Annotated in this window: 15 protein-coding genes and 2 tRNA genes; 15 read left to right on the top strand and 2 right to left on the bottom strand. The window is 66.7% G+C overall.

Going from position 1 to position 18559, the window contains the following annotated elements; all coding sequences use genetic code 11:
- The first annotated feature begins 5 nt into the window (after positions 1-5).
- The 5 genes from M2299_RS17200 (at position 6) to M2299_RS17180 (ending at position 3679) form a co-directional block, all read left to right on the top strand.
- Positions 6-623, top strand: a complete 618-nt coding sequence (locus M2299_RS17200; protein WP_025876469.1) for a DsbE family thiol:disulfide interchange protein — start codon at positions 6-8, stop codon at positions 621-623.
- A 34-nt stretch (positions 624-657) separates the two neighbouring features.
- On the top strand, positions 658-1086 hold the full coding sequence (locus M2299_RS17195; RefSeq protein ID WP_223486361.1) for a cytochrome c-type biogenesis protein: 429 nt from the start codon (positions 658-660) through the stop codon (positions 1084-1086).
- Positions 1080-2069 carry a tetratricopeptide repeat protein gene (locus M2299_RS17190; protein WP_099843075.1) on the top strand — a complete coding sequence of 330 codons (990 nt, stop codon included), beginning with the start codon at positions 1080-1082 and terminating at the stop codon, positions 2067-2069. The genes M2299_RS17195 and M2299_RS17190 overlap by 7 nt, the downstream gene beginning before the upstream one ends.
- Positions 2070-2222: 153 nt before the next feature.
- A complete protein-coding gene (locus tag M2299_RS17185; RefSeq protein ID WP_280884733.1) occupies positions 2223-3335 on the top strand; it encodes a homoserine O-acetyltransferase in 1113 nt (370 codons plus the stop codon).
- Positions 3335-3679 (top strand): DUF1294 domain-containing protein, encoded by a 345-nt coding sequence (locus M2299_RS17180; protein ID WP_280884732.1) that lies wholly within the window; start codon positions 3335-3337, stop codon positions 3677-3679. Before M2299_RS17185 ends, M2299_RS17180 begins: the two co-directional genes overlap by 1 nt.
- A gap of 50 nt (positions 3680-3729) precedes the next feature.
- On the opposite strand, the gene cydC is transcribed toward M2299_RS17180, so the two are convergent.
- The gene (gene cydC / locus M2299_RS17175; protein WP_280884731.1) at positions 3730-5409 is read right to left on the bottom strand and encodes a thiol reductant ABC exporter subunit CydC; all 1680 of its coding nucleotides are present in this window, start codon (positions 5407-5409) and stop codon (positions 3730-3732) included.
- A complete protein-coding gene (gene cydD, locus M2299_RS17170; RefSeq protein ID WP_263929108.1) occupies positions 5406-7151 on the bottom strand; it encodes a thiol reductant ABC exporter subunit CydD in 1746 nt (581 codons plus the stop codon). Before cydD ends, cydC begins: the two co-directional genes overlap by 4 nt.
- Positions 7152-7379: 228 nt before the next feature.
- Between cydD and M2299_RS17165 the strand changes: the two genes are divergently transcribed.
- The 10 genes from M2299_RS17165 to pgaD all read left to right on the top strand — a co-directional run bounded on the left by M2299_RS17165 (position 7380) and on the right by pgaD (position 18148).
- Positions 7380-8963, top strand: a complete 1584-nt coding sequence (locus M2299_RS17165; RefSeq protein ID WP_032978752.1) for a cytochrome ubiquinol oxidase subunit I — start codon at positions 7380-7382, stop codon at positions 8961-8963.
- Positions 8964-8978: 15 nt separating this feature from the next.
- A complete protein-coding gene (cydB, locus tag M2299_RS17160; RefSeq protein ID WP_025876453.1) occupies positions 8979-10133 on the top strand; it encodes a cytochrome d ubiquinol oxidase subunit II in 1155 nt (384 codons plus the stop codon).
- A 54-nt stretch (positions 10134-10187) separates the two neighbouring features.
- Positions 10188-10301 carry a cytochrome bd-I oxidase subunit CydX gene (cydX, locus tag M2299_RS17155; protein WP_025876452.1) on the top strand — a complete coding sequence of 38 codons (114 nt, stop codon included), beginning with the start codon at positions 10188-10190 and terminating at the stop codon, positions 10299-10301.
- A gap of 56 nt (positions 10302-10357) precedes the next feature.
- Positions 10358-10434 (top strand) — tRNA-Pro (locus M2299_RS17150).
- 138 nt (positions 10435-10572) lie between these two features.
- Positions 10573-10649: transfer RNA gene (locus tag M2299_RS17145), tRNA-Pro, on the top strand.
- 226 nt (positions 10650-10875) lie between these two features.
- Positions 10876-12081 (top strand): MFS transporter, encoded by a 1206-nt coding sequence (locus tag M2299_RS17140; protein WP_032978749.1) that lies wholly within the window; start codon positions 10876-10878, stop codon positions 12079-12081.
- Between the two features lie 375 nt (positions 12082-12456).
- On the top strand, positions 12457-14496 hold the full coding sequence (gene pgaA / locus M2299_RS17135; protein ID WP_099843084.1) for a poly-beta-1,6 N-acetyl-D-glucosamine export porin PgaA: 2040 nt from the start codon (positions 12457-12459) through the stop codon (positions 14494-14496).
- Position 14497: 1 nt separating this feature from the next.
- Entirely contained in the window at positions 14498-16405 is a 1908-nt protein-coding gene (pgaB, locus tag M2299_RS17130; RefSeq protein WP_025876446.1) for a poly-beta-1,6-N-acetyl-D-glucosamine N-deacetylase PgaB, read from the top strand.
- Position 16406: 1 nt separating this feature from the next.
- On the top strand, positions 16407-17660 hold the full coding sequence (gene pgaC / locus M2299_RS17125; protein ID WP_025876444.1) for a poly-beta-1,6-N-acetyl-D-glucosamine synthase: 1254 nt from the start codon (positions 16407-16409) through the stop codon (positions 17658-17660).
- Positions 17657-18148 (top strand): poly-beta-1,6-N-acetyl-D-glucosamine biosynthesis protein PgaD, encoded by a 492-nt coding sequence (pgaD, locus tag M2299_RS17120; protein WP_280884730.1) that lies wholly within the window; start codon positions 17657-17659, stop codon positions 18146-18148. The genes pgaC and pgaD overlap by 4 nt, the downstream gene beginning before the upstream one ends.
- Positions 18149-18559 lie beyond the last annotated feature (411 nt).

Raw genomic sequence — 18559 nt, 5'->3', positions numbered from 1 at the left:
TCCCCATGTCCGAGTCACCCGCCCCACGCCCTTCCCGTCCGCTGCCGCCGGTAGCCATCGTGATCGGCGTCCTGTTCTTCTTCGGCCTGCTTGGCCTGATGATCTACGGGGTGATGAAATCGGGCGATCCGCAGCGTGACGTGCTGCCCTCGGCATTGATCGACAAGCCGGCGCCGGCGTTTGCGCTGCCGGTGCTGCATGACCCGCAGATGATCGTGCGCAGCGAGGAGCTGCGTGGCGCGCCGTACCTGCTCAACGTCTGGGGCAGCTGGTGCGCGGCCTGCCGTGAAGAACATCCGGTGCTCACCCGCTTCGCCGAGAGCAAGCGCGTACGCGTGATCGGCTACAACTGGAAGGATGAACCGACCGACGCGCTGCACTGGCTGGAACAGCTTGGCAACCCGTTCATGGTCGTGTTGAGCGACATCGAAGGCCGCACCGCCATCGACTGGGGTGTGACGGCAGCACCGGAGACCTTCCTGGTCGACGGCAGTGGCATCGTGCGCTGGAAGTACAGCGGCGCGATGACCCAGCAGGTGGTCGATGAGAAGTTGATTCCGGCGCTGGAAAAGCTTGAAAAGGCCCAGGGCGATGCTGGCAATACCCTGCACGCCTCGCCGTAAGCGCATGCGCTGGCTGCTGCCGCTGCTGCTGGCGATGATCCTGGCGCTGCCAAACTCCGGCCTCGCCCAACAACCGGTGCATGATGCGCGGCCGCTGATGTTCCGCGATGCAGCCGAGGAGACGCGCTTCCACGACCTGGCTGCGCAGTTGCGCTGCGTGCAGTGCCAGAACCAGTCACTGGCCGATTCCAATGCGCAGATCGCGCAGGACCTGCGCCGTGAAGTGCTGCAGTTGATGCAGCAGGGCCTCGACGATGCGGCCATCAAGCAGTTCCTGGTCGCCCGCTATGGCGAGTTCGTGCTCTATCAACCGCCACTGCAACCGGGCACCTGGCTGTTGTGGGGCGGCCCGCTGCTGGTACTGGGTGGCGGCGCGCTGGTGGTGATGGGCATCGTCCGTCGCCGTAGTCGGCAGATGGATGCATCCGCTGCAGCGGACCCAACCGAGGGAGAGGACTGGTGACGCACTGGTTGCCGATGGTCGCCGCAGTGGCCGCTGCGCTGTTGGCGGCCGTGGTGCTGTGGCCGCTGCGCCAGCATGGCCGTCGCAGCTTCGTGCTGGGGGTGGTGGCACTGGGCGTGGCCGGTGCCTGCCTGTACCTGCTGGTCGGCAATCCCCGCGCCGCACAGGTGCAGCCCGCGCCTTCGGTCGCCACGTTGCGTGATGGTGTAGAGGCGCTGCAGCAGGCGCTGCAGCGTGACCCGCAACGCGCCGATGGCTGGGCGCTGCTGGGTCGTTCGCAGGCCGAGCTTGGCAATGCCGCCGCCGCGGCCGACGCCTTCAACCGCGCCGCAGCACTGGCACCGGACGAACCAGGCGTGCTGGTCGAGGCCGCGCAGGCACGCGCCCAGGCCGATCCTGGCAAGCAGTTCGATGACACCGCGCTGGCATGGCTGCAGCGCGCACGTACCTTGTCGCCCGACGCCGAACGCGCAAGCTGGCTGCTTGGCATTGCCCTGCGCCAGCGGGGCCGCAATGCCGAGGCCGCCGAACTCTGGAGCACGCTGCTGCCACGCCTGGAGCCGGGTGCCGCACAGGCGCTGCAGGCGCAGATCGCCATCGCCCGCGAGGCTGCCGGCCAGCCGTCGCACGCACCGGCCGCCGCCCCCGCGCTGCTGCAGGTACGTGTGCAGCTGCCCGCATCGTTGAAAGCGGGTGACTGGCCTGCCAGCACCCAGGTCTTCGTGCTGGCGCGCGCGGTGGGCGGCCCGCCGATGCCGGTGGCTGCACGCAAGCTGCCGCTGGCCGGCTTCCCTGCAACGGTCGGCCTCGGCGACGGCGACAGCCCGATGCCGACGGCACCGTTGTCGGCACATCGCGAAGTGGAAGTACTGGCGCGCATTTCGCGCAGCGGCAGCGCCAACCGCAGCGAAGACGACCTGCAGACCGCCCCGGTCAAGGTCAGCCTGCCGCATGACGGTGTGGTTGAGCTGCAGTTCCCGTAACGTACACGCACCGCTGCGCTCGCCGGGCATGGCCCGGCGCTACCCACGCGCACCACCGGTAGCGCCGGGCCATGCCCGGCGGATTCACGCTCAGCCCGTTGACGGAAACCAGCGTGTCGTCAGCTGCACACGCCGCCCCGCTAGAATGCCCACATGACCGAATTCATTCCGCCTGGCACCCGCTTCCATGCCCTGCCCTCGCCGTTCCCATGCAAACGCGGCGGCGCGCTGCATGGCGCCCGTGTGGCGTATGAGACCTGGGGTGCGCTGGACGCAGACGCCAGCAACGCGATCCTGATCGTCACCGGCCTGTCGCCGGATGCGCATGCCGCGGCCAACGAAGCCAACCCTGCGCCAGGCTGGTGGGAGGCCATGCTCGGCCCCGGCAAGCCGATCAATAGCGACCGCTGGTTCGTGGTCTGCGTGAATTCGCTGGGCAGCTGCAAGGGGTCCACCGGCCCGGCCTCGATCAATCCGGCCACCGGCGACCTGTATCGCCTGGATTTTCCGGAACTGTCGATCGAAGACGGCGCACGCGCAGCAATCGACGTGGTGCGCGCACTGGGCATCGAGCAGCTCGCCTGCGTGATCGGCAATTCAATGGGCGGGATGACGGCGCTGGCGGTGTTGCTGCTGCACCCGGGCATCGCCCGCAGCCATATCAACATTTCCGGCAGCGCGCAGGCCCTGCCGTTCTCGATCGCCATCCGTTCGCTGCAGCGCGAAGCGATCCGCCTGGACCCGCGCTGGAACGGTGGCCACTACGACAATGAGGCATACCCGGAATCGGGCATGCGCATGGCACGCAAGCTGGGCGTGATCACCTACCGCTCGGCGCTGGAATGGGATGGCCGCTTCGGTCGCGTGCGGCTGGATTCAGACCAGACCGACGATGATCCATTCGGCCTGGAATTCCAGGTCGAGAGCTATCTGGAAGGCCATGCACGCCGGTTCGTGCGCTTCTTCGATCCGAACTGCTATCTGTACCTGAGCCGCTCGATGGACTGGTTCGATCTGGCCGAGTATGGCGATGGTGATGTGCTGGCCGGACTGGCCAGCATCCGCGTCGGCAAGGCACTGGCGATCGGCGCCAACACCGACATCCTGTTCCCTGTACAGCAGCAGCAACAGGTCGCCGATGGCCTGCGCGCTGGTGGCGCGGACGCGCGTTTCATCGGCCTGGAATCGCCCCAGGGTCATGACGCGTTCCTGGTCGACTTCGAACGTTTCGGCCCGGCCGTGCGCGGCTTCCTCGACGAACTGTAGTGGCGTGGCGGCGCAACCTCGCACTGGCCGCGCTCGGTTCGTTGATCGGCTTGACCGCAACCGGCGTGTTTCCGCTCTGGCTGGGCGCATGGTGCGTGCTGGCCAGTGCGGTGTCGTTCGGCCTGTATGGGCACGACAAGCGCGCCGCGCAGCGAAAACAGCAGAGGACGCCCGAACGCACGCTGCAGCTGCTGGCCTTTGCCGGCGGCTGGCCCGGCGCGCTGCTCGGCCAGGCGCTGTTCCGCCATAAACATCGCAAGGCGCCGTTCCAGTGGGTGTTCTGGTTATGCGTGCTGGCCAACGTGGCCTCGATCGCGGTGATGCTGCGCGCGTTTTCGCGGTAGCTGCCCTGTAGATCCACGCCACGCGTGTAGATGCCGACCAAGGTCGGCATCTACCGAAGCGGTTCGCGGACCAGCACCCCGTCCACCAACCGGTACTGCACATCCACCACACCCGCGGGCAGGTCATCGTGGGTGATCATCAGCAGGCTGCGCCCTTCCAGCAGTGCTGGCAGGTCCTGCAGCAGCGCGCGCGCGGTATCCACGTCCAGGCCTTCGGTGGGCTCATCCACCAGCAGGATCGGCGCATTGCGCAGCAGCGCGCGGGCCAGCGCCAGGCGACGTGCCTGGCCGGCCGACATCGTTGCGCCGTTCTCGCCCACCCACGCCTGCAGGCCGCCGTTGCGCTCGGCCCATTCACCCAGCCGTACCCGTTGCAGCACCGCCCACAACGCTTCGTCGCTGGCCTCGGGATCGCCCAGCCGCAGGTTCGCGGCCACGCTGCCGGCAAACACCGGCGCGTTCTGCGGCAGCCACGCCAGGTGCCGGTGCCAGTCGGCCTGGGCGACATCGCGCAGGTCCTGGCCACCGTAGGTCAGCCGCCCTTGCTGCGGATCCCACAGACGCAGCAGCAGGCTCGACAAGGTGGTCTTGCCGCTGCCGCTGTCGCCACGGATGGCGATGCGCTCGCCCGGTGCCAGCGTCAGCTGCAGGCCACGCAGCACCGGCCGTGCGACGCCCGGCCACTGGAAGTGCACATCGTCCCAATGCACGGTCGCCGCCGGCGCCAGCGGCTGCGGCGACACCGGCTCCTGCACCGAAGGTGCCTGCTCGACGATGCCCTGCAGGCGCGCGGCCGCAATGCGGCCCGATTGCAGCGACTGCCAGGCCAGGCCCATGCCCGCCCACAGTTCGATCATCGCCACGGTCAGGAACACCAGCCCGGCGGCCATTTCCGGCGCGATGCGCTGTTGTTCGGCCGCATGCAGCGCCAGTGCCAGCATCGCCACCAGGCCGAGCCCGGCCAGCACACCATGCAGCGTTGATGCAGCGATCAGCCGCAGGCGTCGACGACGATCGCGCGAGGCCACCTGCTTGGCCGCCACCCGCACCTTTAACTGCCAGGCATTGCCAGCGTTGAGCGCGGCCAGATCAGCCGCCCCTTCCAGCCCCTCGAATGCCGCCGTGCGCAACGCTGCGCGATGTGCGGCTCGGTCGGCCTCTTCGCTGTCATGGCCCCTCACGCCCAGCCACGGCACGCCGATGCCGATCAGCAACGCCAGTACCGCCAGCAGCACCGCTGCCGATGGCAGGATCAACGCTGCCGAGCCCACGCCCACCAACGTCAACGCGCACAGCGCCAGCAACGGGCCGATGGCACGCACCAGCAGGCCATCGATTTCGCCGATGTCACCCAGCAGCCGCGCCAGCAGATCGCCGGTGCGGGTTGCACCCAGCCGTGCCGGGGCCAGTGGCAGCGCGCGGCGGAAGAACCATACGCGCAGGTCGCGGGCGATGCGCAGGGTGGCGTCATGCCCCACCAGCTTTTCGAAGTAGCGCGATGCGATGCGCGCCATGGTCAGGCCGCGGATGCCGGCCGACGGAGTGAAGAAATTGAAGCCCTGGCCAAGGCCCGCTGCACCGGCCAGCGCTGCAGCAGTGAGGAAGCCACCGGACAGGCCCAGCAGGGCGGTGCCGGCCAGCATCGTGGTCCACAGCAGCAGCACCGCCAGCAGCAGGCGCGGGCGATGCCGCAGGAACACCATGCGCAGTGAATCGGAAGACCGGCTCATGCGCGTACCGCCTGCGCCGGCTCAACCAGGCGCCCTTCGGGCAACAGCAGGCAGCGGTCGGCCCAGGCGATCACCGCCGGGCTGTGGGTGGCCACCACCACGCTGCGTCCGCGCGCATAGGCGGCCAGGCTGCGCAGCAGCGCTGCTTCGGTTTCGGCATCGAGAAACGCGGTCGGCTCGTCCAGCAGCAGCACCTGCGGATCGCGCAGCAGCAGGCGCGCCAGGCCGATGCGGCGTGCTTCGCCACCGGACAGGCCAAAGCCGCGCTCGCCGATCAGCGTATCCAGCCCCTGCGGCAGGCGCTGTGCGAACTGCAGCACCTGGGCGGCTTCGGCAACGGCGCGCAGGCGCGCGTCGCTGGCACCGGGATCGGCCAGGCGCAGGTTCTCGGCGATGGTGCCGTGGAACAGATAGGGACGCTGGCTGGCATAGGCCACCTGCAGCCCCGGCCGCAGCTGCACCCGGCCAGCACGCGGCGGCAGCCAACCGGCCAGCGCTTCCAGCAACGTGCTCTTGCCGCTGCCACTGGGGCCGACCAGGGCCAGACGCTGGCCCGGTTCCAGCTGCAGGTCCAGGTTCTGCAGCACATCGTGCGCAGCGCCCAACGGACGCAATACCAGACCGTGCGCCTGCAGTGGCGGCAACGCGGCCTCGGCAGGCTCCGGCGTCAGCGGCACAGTGCCGTCGATTGTGCTGGCCTCCTCTTCCGGCAGCGCCTGCAGCAGGCGCTCCACCTCGGCGGCGGCGGCCAGTGCATTGGCACGGTCGTGATAGTGCGCGGCCAGGCGCCGCAACGGCGCGTAGAACTCCGGTGCCAGCAGCAGGCAGAACAGGCCCGCCCCCAGCGTCGGCACGGTCGCATGCAGCGACATCAGGCCCAGATAGCTCAGGCCCAGATACAACGCGACCATCGCCACGCTGACCGAGGCAAAGAATTCCAGCACGGTGGACGACAGGAAGGCGATGCGCAGCACCTTCATCGTGCGCACGCGCACACCTTCGGCCGCGGCCTCGATGCCGGCCAGTTCGGCTTCCCCACGGCCATACAGGCGCAGCAGGCCCAGGCCCTTGATGCGATCGGCGAAGTGCCCGCTCATCCGCGCCAGCTCGCCCAGCTGCGCGCGCCCGGCGGCTTCGGCGCCCCAGCCCACCAGCATCATGAAAAAAGGCACCAGCGGTGCAGTGAACAGCAGGATCAGTGCAACCACCCAATCGACCCAGGCCACAGCAGCCAGGATCAACAACGGCACCACCACCACTTCGGTGCGCACCGGCAGGAAACCACTGTAGTAGTTCTCGATCGCATCGCCGTGATGCAGCATCAACTCGCCCAGTTCACCGGTACGGCGCTGCCGCAGCCACAATGGGCCGTGCCCGAGCAGACGCGCGAAGACACGCTCGCGCAGGGACAGGCGTGCGGCATCGGCAACGTCACCGGCCGCAGCCTGGGTGGCACTGCCCAGCAGGGTGCGCACGACAAGGATCACCGCCAACGCGGCCAGCACCGGCAGGCCCTGGGCCAGCGGCACTTGCTCGACCAGCACCTGCTGCACCAGCCAGGCGATGGCGGCAGCTTGAGCGATCAACAGCGCACCGGACACGCTGATGCACAGCGACGCCAGCCGCTGCCGCCCCTTCGCGGCACGGGCCAGATCGGCCAGCCAGGCGGTACGCGCACGCCGCAGGCGGGTCGATTCTTCATCCCGATCAGGGGCGTCAGCGGTCGGTTCGGCAGCGCTCAAGGCTCTTCACAGGCAGCAGGGGGATGGACGGCATTGTAGGCGCAGGCAACAGCCTTCCCCTGCGGCCGGCGGTCGCAGTCTTCATCGGGTTGGCATACGATCCTCCTGAATACCTGTTCATACATTGATCTGGATCAAGGCTGTTTGAAGTAGTCGGTCACATCATTCACCCCGTAGACCACCCTTCCCGCCACCTGCAACGGCACTATCCAACGAGGTAGCCAGGCCATGATTGATCAGACAGTCGTAGAACTGTCGCGGCTGCAATTCGCTCTGACCGCGATGTACCACTTCCTATTCGTACCGCTCACGCTTGGCCTGTCCTTCATGGTGGCCATCATGGAAAGCGTGTACGTCATGACCCGCAAGCAGGTCTGGCGGCAGATGACCCTGTTCTGGGGCACCCTGTTCGGCATCAACTTCGCCATCGGCGTGGCCACCGGCCTGGTGATGGAGTTCCAGTTCGGCATGAACTGGTCGTACTACAGCCATTACGTGGGTGACATCTTCGGTGCGCCGCTGGCCATCGAAGGCCTGATGGCGTTCTTCCTGGAAGCGACCTTCATCGGCCTGTTCTTCTTCGGCTGGAAGCGCCTGAGCCCGGTCAAGCACCTCACCGTGACCTGGCTGATGGCGCTGGGCACCAACCTGTCGGCGGTGTGGATCCTGATCGCCAACGGCTGGATGCAGAACCCGACCGGTGCGGTGTTCAACCCGGAAACCATGCGCATGGAAGTGGTCGACTTCGCCGCGGTGCTGCTGAACCCGGTGGCGCAGGCCAAGTTCGTGCACACCGTCAGTGCCGGTTACGTGACCGGTGCGATCTTCGTGATGTCGATCAGCGCCCTGTACCTGCTGCGCAACAAGCACAGGGACATGGCCCGCCGTTCGTTCGCGGTCGCCGCAGCCTTCGGCCTCCTGTCCTCGCTGTCGGTGGTGGTGCTGGGTGACGAGAGCGGTTATGCCGCCAGCGAGCACCAGAAGATGAAGCTGGCGGCGATCGAAGCGATGTGGGAGACCGAGCGTGCGCCGGCTGACTTCACCGCCTTCGGCATTCCCAACCAGGACACCCACACCAACGACTACGCGATCAAGATCCCGTACCTGATGGGCCTGATCGCCACCCGTTCGCTGGACCAGCCGATTCCGGGCATCCTGGAGCTGGTGGAGCGTGCGGAGCACCGCATCCGCGGTGGCCAGATCGCCTATGGCGCACTGGAACGGGTGAAGAAGGACAAGACCGATCTTGCAGCGCGTGAAATGTTCGATCGCCATTGGCAGGACCTCGGCCATGGCCTGCTGCTGAAGCGTTACCGCGAGGACATCCTCAACGCGACGCCGGAGGAAATCTCCAAGGCGGCGATGGATACCGTGCCGCGCGTGGCGCCGCTGTTCTGGACCTTCCGCATCATGGCCGGGTTGGGCTTCTACCTGATCGCCTTCTTCGCGCTGGCCTTCTACTTCTCGTGCCGCAACAACTTCCAGGACAAGCGCTGGTTCCTGAAGCTGGCCGTGTGGAGCCTGCCGGCGCCGTGGATCGCGATCGAATGCGGTTGGTTCGTGGCCGAGTACGGCCGCCAGCCGTGGGCGGTGGATGGCGTGCTACCCACGTTCTACGCGGCATCGGGCCTGGCACTGCATGAAATCCTGACCACGCTGGCGGTGTTCACCAGCCTGTACACGGTGCTGCTGATCATCGAAATCAAGCTGATGCTGAAGGCGGTCCGCAAGGGCCCGGACGACATCCTGCCGACGCTGCAGGCCGACATCCGCCCTGTTTCCCCCAATGCCGTTGCCCCCGGCCAGGCCTGAGGCAGGAGAATCCAGATGGAATTCATTGCACTTGATTACACCACGCTCCGCGTGATCTGGTGGCTGCTGCTCGGCATCCTGCTGGTCGGCTGGGCCGTCATGGATGGTTTCGACCTCGGCGTCGGCACGCTGCTGCCGTTCGTGGCAAAGACCGATGAAGAACGCCGGCTGGTGATCAACACCGTCGGCCCGGTCTGGGAAGGCAACCAGGTCTGGTTGGTGCTGGGTGGCGGCGCGATCTTCGCCGCATGGCCGCCGCTGTACGCGGTCAGCTTCTCCGGCTTCTACCTGGCGGTGTTTGCGATGCTGTTCGGGTTGATCCTGCGCCCGGTCGGCTTCAAGTACCGCAGCAAGCTGCCGTCCAAGCGCTGGCGCGACAACTGGGACCGCGTGCTGTTCGTCGGTGGCCTGCTGCCGGGCCTGATTGCCGGCGTCGCGGTGGGCAACGTACTGCTGGGTGTGCCGTTCCACTTCGATGACACCCTGCGCGTGACCTACACCGGTTCGTTCTTCGGCCTGCTCACGCCGTTCGCGCTCATCGCCGGCCTGATCAGCGTGGCCATGCTGGTGTCGCACGGTGCGGCCATGCTGGTGCTGAAGACCGACGGCCCGGTGGCCGAACGTGCAGCGCGCTATGGCAGCATCGCCGCCATCATCAGCTTCGTGCTGTTCGCCGCTGCCGGCGCCTGGGTGGCCTTCGGCCTGCCGGGCTACCAGATCACTTCGCAGGTGGTGACCGACGGGCCGACCAATCCGCTGCTGAAGACCGCCGAACTGGGGTCCGCCGCAGGTGGCTGGCTGCGCAACTACAGCAGCATGCCGGCAACGCTGGTATTCCCGGTGCTGGGCCTGCTGGGTGCGCTTGCCAGCGCGGTGCTGCTGCGCGCGCGTCGTGGCGGCCTGGCCTTCATCGCCTCGGGCGCGTCCATTGCCGGCATCATCCTCACCGTCGGCTTTGCGATCTTCCCGTTCCTGCTGCCGTCCTCCAGCCAGCCCACCTCCAGCCTGACCGTCTGGGACAGTTCGTCCAGCCACCTCACGCTGTGGGTCATGCTGCTGGCCACGGCCATCTTCCTGCCGATCATCCTCGCCTACACCACCTGGGTGTACCGCGTGCTGAAGGGCAAGACGACGGTCGAGGACATGGACGACAACCCCAACGCGTACTGATTGCCCGTGTGCCGGCCCAGGGTCGGCACACCCCTCGCACACAGGAGATTGACCATGTGGTATTTCGCTTGGATTCTCGGCGCCGGCCTGGCTTCGGTCGTGGCCATCCTCAACGGGATGTGGTTCGAAGCGCGCGAAAGCGCCCGCGCCGACAAGGAAGTGCGTTGAAACTGTAAAAAAGGGTTGCCGATACGGCCTTCACACCGTATTCTTGGCGGCTCCTTCGGGGTGTAGCTCAGTCTGGTAGAGCGCTACGTTCGGGACGTAGAGGTCGCAGGTTCGAATCCTGTCTCCCCGACCACTTCGGTGGTCGCATTGAAGCCTGGTGAAGTCTTCCAGGCTTTTTTGTTCCCGCAGGAGTCGCTGCCACGGCAGCGAAGCAGAACGGTCTTCCCCCTTGCCGCCATCGGGGGAAATGGCTAGAATAGGCGGCTCCCTTCGGGGTGTAGCTCAGTCTGGTAGAGCGCTACGTTCGGGACGTAGAGGTCGCAGGTTCGAATCCTGTCTCCCCGACCACTCCGGTGGTCACCAAGAAGCCTGGAAGACATCAGTGTCCTCCGGGTTTTTTTGTACCTGCAATCCGGGACACCCGGCTACGCCGTCATCAGCACATGCCGCCGGGAGCCTGACCCGGCCCGGCCACGTACAATGGCCGCCACTCCCCACCTGCCACACCGGCCGCGCCCGGTGCGGGCGCTGCACGTCATTCTGCATGGCGTGCGCCACCTGCAAGGAACACCGCATGACCTCGCCCACCTCCCCTTCGCCATCACTGCTGCACGGGCGCGTGCTGGCGTTCGCCGCGATCCTGCTGGCGGCGGTCAACCTGCGTACCGCCGTCACCTCCATCACCCCGTTGCTGGACGTGCTGGGCCAGCAGTTCGGCTTCGGCACCACCATGACCGGCGTGCTGGGCATGCTGCCGACCGCGTCGTTCGCACTGTTCGGCGTCGCCACCCCGGCGCTGGCACGACGCCTGGGCCTTGAGCGCACCACCCTGCTGGCGATGCTGATGGCTGCCGCCGGCCTGCTGCTGCGCTCCAGCGCCGGCAATGTCGGCACCCTGCTGCTGGGCTCGGTGATCGCACTGGCGGGCATGGGCATCGGCAACGTGGTGGTGCCGCCGCTGGTGAAGCGCTACTTCGCCAACAAGGTCGGCACCATGAGCACGCTGTACATCAGCGTGCTGCAGCTGGGCACGATGATGCCGGCGCTGTTGGCGGTGCCGGTGGCCAACGCCGCAGGCTGGCGGGTGTCGCTGGGCATGTGGGCGCTGCTGGCGCTGGCTGCGACCCTGCCATGGATGCTGCTGGCACGCAGTGCGCCCAGGCCGGTGCTGGACAGCAGCGATCCCACCGCGCAGCCGCACGGCAAGGTCTGGCGTACCTCGTTGGGCTGGAGCATGACGCTGATGTTCGGCATGACCTCGCTGATGACCTATTCGATGTTCACCTGGCTGCCGCGCATCGTGGTCGAAGCCGGCGCCACGCCCGCCTTCGGCGGGGTGATGGTTGCGGTGTTTTCGGCACTGGGCCTGCTGCCATCGCTGGTGATCCCATCGCTGGCGGTGCGCCTGCAGAATCCCTTCCCGCTGGTGCTGATCGGCTTCTCCGCCTTCGTCATCGCCTTCGCCGGCCTGCTGTTCGCCCCGATGAAGGCGCCGTTGCTGTGGGCCTGCCTGCTGGGCGTCGGGCCGTCCACGTTCCCGCTGGCGCTGACCCTGATCAATCTGCGCACGCGCACCCCCACCGGTTCGGCGGCCCTGTCCGGCTTCATGCAGGGCGTGGGCTACAGCTTCAGCTGCCTGGGCCCGTTCCTGGTCGGCTGGCTGCATACCGTCAGCGAGGGCTGGACCCTGCCCTTCGCCTTCCTGTTCGGCTGCGCGCTGCTGATGCTGTGCGCCTCGTGGGTGGCCTGCAAGCCGCGCAAGCTGGAAGACCTGTGGTGACCGGACCGGCGGGCTGACGCCCGCCGCCGTGAAGCTGGACCCACACACCCCACTACCGCGATCTACACACCGCCACCGCAGCGGGTGACGTAGCGTGTCCAAAGCTGACCCGTTTCGTGTCCAGAACCGGCCCTGCCAGCGTGGTACGCCCCCACAGGGCGGCCCCGGGCTGCCCCGCGCCGTTCCACAGTGGACAGCAGAAAAGTGTATGCGCGACAACGCGTTGCGACAGGGCTGGCCGGTCATCCAAGGACTCTCCGTCAACAAGGTACGGATAGGAAGTAGGCGCTTCGGCAAAGCGTCAGCTATAGTTGGCATGTGATGTGCGTCACACTTTTGAGCACATCGTTCAGCAATGGATGCTTAGGGGGTCTCATGGTTGTTCATCGTCCGCTGGCGCTGTGCGTCGGCCTGGCCTGCGCCACTCTGGCGTGCTGGGCCCACGCGGCCTCGCCGCCCACCGTCATCACGCGGGCCGACCGGCTCGCCGAGATCGGGCACTACCGTGACCAGGCACGCTGGGTCGATGCGCTGGCAGCGATCGAGCGGGCGCAGCTGCGCGAGCCCAACGACGACCTGCTGTACAAGCTGCAGGTCCTGACCCTGGGCGACATCGGCAACGCCCATCGCGCCTGGCGGCTTTACCAGGCCCGGCCCAACCTGTTCGACCAGGACCAGAAAGCGCGGCTGGAGGCCAACTACGTGGCCAAGCTGGTCAACTGGAGCCTGGCCTACGGGGAAAGCGAAGACACCCGGCTGGTCGAGGCCGAGGCTTCGCTGGCGGAAATGGAGCAGTACGTCGAGCGCGATGGCACCGCGCAGGCGCAGGCGCCGCTGCGTATCCGCATGGACCGGCTGATCCTGCTCAACCGCCTGGCCCGCCACGCGCAGGTGCGCGACGAGGCGCGGGCGCTGCAGCGCGAAGGCCATGCCCTGCCCGATTACGTGCTGCCAGCCGTAGGCGACTCGCTGATGGCCACGCAGAACCCGGAGGAGGCCATTCCCTTGCTGGAGGCCGCCGCAAAGAACGATCCCTCACGCTTCGAGACACGCTCGGAGCTGGCCTATGCCTATCTGGAAACCGAGCAGGCGGAGAAGGCGGTGGGCTACCTGCAGGCCTGGCAGAAGGACGAACCGGCCTGGCGCTGGGGCGGCGGCAAGACCCCCTTCCAGAACTGGGCGCGTTACGAGGCCGACCTGAACCTGGGGATGGTGCGGGCCTACAGCGGCGACCTGCCCACGGCCCAGCGCGAACTGGAAGCCCTGGTCGAGGTCGGCCCGGGCAATGGCAGCCTGCAGACTTCACTGGGCAGCGTCTACCAGATGCGCGGTTGGCCACGGCGGGCACTTGAGCGCCACCAGATGGCCTATACCCTGGACCCGCGTGACATCGCGCCGCGCCTGGGCATGTACGAATCCTACGTGCAGCTGCAACGCGACGACCTGGCGCGGCCGCTGCATGACGACCTGCTGGCACGCTATCCAAGCCAGCCGGCGGTGCAACGCATGGACCGTGACTGGCGCGCCCATCGCGGCTGGCAGCTGCTGGCCAAGGTCGAGGGTGGCCGCAGTTCCGGCGGTGGCGGCACCTCGCCGCTGGGCAACGACGACCTGCACTACGGCGTGGAAGTGGCCTCGCCGGTTCTCAACGACCGCTGGCGCCTGTTTGCCTTCGCCGACCGCCGTTCGGTCAGCTTCCAGGACCAGGACATCGATCCGCTGTGGATCGGTGCCGGCGTGCGCTACCGCTTCGACCGCCTCGATGCCGAGGCGGCGGTGATGCGCCCCAACGACAGCATCGGCGACACCGGCCTGCGCGGCGGCTTCGGCTGGCAGTTCAATGATCGCTGGCATGCCGGCGTAACCGCTGCCCGCAATGACCCGGAAGCCTCGATGCAGGCACGCGTGGCCGGCATCACCGCTGACAGTGTTGCGGTTGCAGTGGACTACACGCGCAACGAGCGCACCCACTGGAGCTTCGGTGGCAGCCGGTTCCGTTACGACGATGGCAACCGCCGCGATACGTTGAACAGTGCGATCGAACAACGGCTGTTGACCCGCCCGCGCCTGCTGATCGATGGCCTGGGCAGCGTCTACACCAGCCGTGGCAGCCGCGACGATGCGCCCTACTTCAACCCCTCGCGGGATCGCTCGGTGGAAGTGGGCCTGCGCATCGACCAACAGCTGTGGCGCCATTACGAGCGCCACTTCCGCCATCGCCTGACGGTCTCGGTGGGCAACTACTGGCAGGAAGGTTTTGGCAGTTCAATCATTCCGACCGTGGCCTATCGCCACGAATGGCAGTTCGATCAAGGGCGGATCCTCGAGTACGGCGTGAGTTGGTCGCGGCCGGTCTACGACGGCCAACGTGAACGACATATCGGCTTCGATGCCGCGCTGCGCTGGGGAGAATGAGATGGAACGGATGCTTCGCAACCTGACGACCGTACTGCTGCTGGCGCTGCTGGCCCTCGCCCTGCCTGCCGCAGCCCAGCGCGCCAGCTCGGCCGCGGAACTGGACGCGGCCGACAACGGCCTGCTGGTCCTCAGCTACCACGACGTGCGCGATGATGTGCTGGAAAAATCCGACGGCGACGCCTACGCGGTCAGCACGCAGAACTTCGCCGCACACCTGGACTGGCTGTCCGCCCATGGCTATCACCCGGTCTCGCTGTCACAGCTGATCAAGGCCTCGCGCGGTGAGGCAACGCTGCCGCCGCGGCCGGTGCTGCTGACCTTCGACGACGGCCTGCGCAGCGTGTACAGCCGCGTCTATCCGCTGCTGCGCGCGTACAACTATCCGGCGCTGGTGGCGGTGATCACCGACTACGTGGACATGGCACCGGGCCGCACCATCGACTACGGCTACCGTCCCTTCGGCCATGACGACTTCCTGACCTGGGACCAGCTGCGCGAGATGCAGGCCAGCGGCCTGATCGAACTGGCCAGCCATACCGACAACCTGCACCACGGCGTGCAGTCCAACCCGCAGGGCAACCAGACCCCGGCGGTGATCACCCGCATCTACGACCCCAAGGCGCAGCGCTATGAAAGCGCGCAGGAGTACGAGAAGCGCCTGCGCGACGATCTCGGCCGCAGCGTGCAGCGCATCGAGAAGGAGCTGGGTGTACGCCCGAAAGCGATCGTCTGGCCGTATGCCGCCTACAACCAGTTGAGCAACGACATCGCCGAGCAGCTGGGCATGCCGGTGTCCTTCGACCTGGAAGGTCGCAGCACGCCGGTGACGGCCGACCTGCATGGCCTGGCACGCCTGCTGGTGACCAGCAATCCGAACATCACCTCGCTGGCCTTCGAGCTGCGCCGCAACGTCAATCTGGACGGCACCCGTGCACTGCAGATCGATATGGACTCGGTCTACGACAGCGACCCTGCACAGCAGGCGCGCAACCTGGATGCGCTGATCGAGCGGGTGAAGCGGATCGGCCCGACCCATGTCTACCTGCAGGCCTTCGCCGATCCGGACGGCAACAACACCGCCGATGCCCTGTACTTCCCGAACCGCCACCTGCCGATGCGCGCGGACCTGTTCAACCGCGTCGCCTGGCAGCTGAAAACCCGTGCCGGGGTGAAGGTGTATGCGTGGTTGCCGGTGCTGGGCTATGAACTGCCCGACGCTGCGCAGCGTGCGGCGCTGGGCATCCAGAGCCCGGAACGCGATGGCATGTACCGCCTGGATTTCACCAAGCCGCAGGCACGGCAGATCATCAAGGACATCTACGAAGACCTGGCGATCAATTCGTATTTCGAAGGCCTGCTGTTCCACGATGACGGCTACGTGCGCGATACCGAACTGGCCCAGCTGCCGCAGGAAGGCAGCGACGGCGGCCGCACCCAGGCGCTGATTGATTTCACCCTGGAACTGCGTGACAGCGCGCAACGCTGGCGCCCCAAGCTGGGCACCGTGCGCAACCTGTACGCGCAGCCGGTGCTGGAGCCGCAGAGCGCGGCGTGGTTCGCCCAGCGCCTGGACCTGTTCAACAAGGCCTACGACCGCACCGCGCTGATGGCGATGCCATGGATGGAAGGCAGCCGCCGCCCGCAGCGTTGGCTGGACAAGCTGGTGGTGGCCGTGCGTGCGCACGACCCCGAGCTGAAGCACACGATGTTCGAGCTGCAGACCGTGGACTGGCGCACGCAGCGGCCGATCAGCGGCGAACAGCTGCGCGCGCAGATCCGCCGCCTGCAGGCACAGGGCGTGCGCCATTTCGCGTGGTACCCGGACGATTTCATCGCCGACAAGCCGTCGACCCAGGATGCACGCGCGGCGATGTCCGCGCGCAACTTCCCGTACCCGGAGAAGTGACGTGGACATGAATCCGTGGCTCAACGCCATGTTCCAGTTCGCCTTCTTCTACCCCATGGTGATGGCGTTCTTCTGGATGTCCGGGGGCCTGTACTACTTCTTCCGCCGTGAGCGGAAGTCGCGGCCGCGCAACGACCCACCACCGATGGCGGAGTATCCGTTCGCCAGCCTGCTGATCCCGTGCCACAACGAATCGGCGAACCTGGACGACACCCTCGGCGCGGCATTGGCCCAGCGCTATCCGGACTTTGAGGTGATCGCCATCAACGATGGCAGCACCGACGACACCGGCACCCGCCTGGACGCGCTTGCAGCGCTTCATCCGCGCCTGCGCGTGGTCCACCTGGACCGCAACCTGGGCAAGGCCAACGCGTTGCGCATGGGCGCGCTGGCCGCGAGATCGGAGTACCTGGTGTGCATCGATGGTGATGCCATGCTGGAAGAGTTCGCCATGCACTGGATGGTCTGGCACCTGACCAGCGGCCCACGCGTGGGTGCGGTGACCGGCAACCCGCGCATCCGCAACCGCTCCACCCTGCTCGGCCGCCTGCAGGTGGCGGAGTTCTCCTCGATCATCGGCATGATCAAGCGCGCCCAACGCGTGTACGGCCGCATCTTCACCGTATCCGGCGTCATTGCCGCGTTCCGTCGCACCGCCCTGCATCGCATCGGCTACTGGGCCGATGACATGGTCACCGAGGACATCGACATCAGCTGGCGGCTGCAGCTGGATCATTGGGACATCCGTTACGAGCCCAATGCGCTGTGCTTCATCCTGATGCCGGAAACGCTGAAGGGCCTGTGGCGGCAGCGACTACGCTGGGCACAGGGCGGCGTGGAAGTCCTGCTGCGCCACGGCTCCTCGTTGTTCAGCTGGCGCAAGCGGCGGATGTGGGGCGTGCTGCTGGAATACATCCTCAGCGTGCTGTGGGCCTACACCATGCTGGTGATCATCCTGCTGTGGGCAGTGGGCAAGTTCATCCCGATGCCGCCGTCGCTGTACATCGACACGTTGCTGCCGCAATGGCATGGCGTGATCCTGGCCCTGGTCTGCCTGCTGCAGTTCGCCAGCAGCCTGATCATCGACAGGCGTTACGAAACGCATATCGGCCGCAACTATTTCTGGGTCATCTGGTACCCGATGGCGTACTGGTTGATCAGCCTGTTCACCACGCTGGTGGCGCTGCCGAAGACCCTTCTCCGGCGGCGTGGCAAGCGAGCCACCTGGGTCAGCCCAGACAGAGGTATCCGATGAACGCACATCGCCAGACGACTGCCAGGACGCCGTCCAACCGCTTCGACTCGCGCCTGATCCAGAAGCCGCGCAAGCAGCCCCGCCTGCAACGCACTGCCTGGGGCTTTGTGACCCTGGCATTCTGGGGGTTCTACTTCTACCTGTGGGCACCGCTGGTCACGCTGGCGTCCTGGTTGCTCGGTGGGCAGCTGGCGTGGCTGCAGCTGTACGAGCGCAAGCAGCATCTGGACCCGTTCGTGATCATCGCCCTGCCGGTGATCCTGGCGTGCTGTGCGCTGCTGCTGATCGCCTGGGCCGAGTACAACCGCTACCGCTTCGCCGGCAAGGAACGGCGCGGCCCGCACGAGGACGCAAGTCGTGCGGAGATCGCCCATTCGCTGGGTGCCAGCGATCAGCTTGCCGAACAGATGTTCGGTGCCAAGGCCATCACCCTGCACATGGATGAGCATGCACGGCCGCTGGGCATGACCGCGCAGCTGTTGAGGTAACGGGGGTTCGGCCGGGCGGTGCCCGGCACCCGCAGAGGCCGAAGCAACAGCAACAGCTGGCAGTCAGTGGGATGGCGGGACGGTATGGGCAGGCAGGACACGCCGTAAACCCATCCATGGAGGCTCGATGGCGCCATCCATGGCGCCAACGGTCCTGCCTGCCCACACCGCCCCACCTCTGACAGATTTCCGCAATCTGGTAGATCCACGCCATGCGTGGATGAATCTCCATCGAAATCGAATAGTCGACAATTCATCAAAGAGCATCCACGCATGGCGTGGATCTACGTGTCGACCAAGGTCGACACCCACCAAGAGCAAGTCATGCCATCCCGACAGATTGCGGAGATCTGTCGAAGGCGGGGTGGGTCCGGTTGCGGGGGTGTCCGCGGCATGGATGCCGCGGCCAAG

It is taken from the genome of Stenotrophomonas sp. 1278, assembly GCF_029892765.1.
GTDB classification, from domain to species: domain Bacteria; phylum Pseudomonadota; class Gammaproteobacteria; order Xanthomonadales; family Xanthomonadaceae; genus Stenotrophomonas; species Stenotrophomonas indicatrix.
Note: the sequence above shows the minus strand (reverse complement) of the source record. Positions and strands in the feature narration are given on the sequence as shown.

Excerpts from the sequence above, each read along its gene's own strand:
- M2299_RS17200 (WP_025876469.1), top strand. The coding sequence starts at position 6 with ATGTCCGAGTCACCCGCCCCACGCCCTTCCCGTCCGCTGCCGCCGGTA.
- M2299_RS17185 (WP_280884733.1), top strand. The coding sequence starts at position 2,223 with ATGACCGAATTCATTCCGCCTGGCACCCGCTTCCATGCCCTGCCCTCG.
- M2299_RS17165 (WP_032978752.1), top strand. The coding sequence starts at position 7,380 with ATGATTGATCAGACAGTCGTAGAACTGTCGCGGCTGCAATTCGCTCTG.
- pgaD (WP_280884730.1), top strand. The coding sequence starts at position 17,657 with ATGAACGCACATCGCCAGACGACTGCCAGGACGCCGTCCAACCGCTTC.
- cydB (WP_025876453.1), top strand. The coding sequence starts at position 8,979 with ATGGAATTCATTGCACTTGATTACACCACGCTCCGCGTGATCTGGTGG.
- cydX (WP_025876452.1), top strand. The coding sequence starts at position 10,188 with ATGTGGTATTTCGCTTGGATTCTCGGCGCCGGCCTGGCTTCGGTCGTG.
- cydC (WP_280884731.1), bottom strand. The coding sequence starts at position 5,409 with ATGAGCCGGTCTTCCGATTCACTGCGCATGGTGTTCCTGCGGCATCGC.
- pgaA (WP_099843084.1), top strand. The coding sequence starts at position 12,457 with ATGGTTGTTCATCGTCCGCTGGCGCTGTGCGTCGGCCTGGCCTGCGCC.
- pgaB (WP_025876446.1), top strand. The coding sequence starts at position 14,498 with ATGGAACGGATGCTTCGCAACCTGACGACCGTACTGCTGCTGGCGCTG.
- M2299_RS17195 (WP_223486361.1), top strand. The coding sequence starts at position 658 with ATGATCCTGGCGCTGCCAAACTCCGGCCTCGCCCAACAACCGGTGCAT.
- M2299_RS17140 (WP_032978749.1), top strand. The coding sequence starts at position 10,876 with ATGACCTCGCCCACCTCCCCTTCGCCATCACTGCTGCACGGGCGCGTG.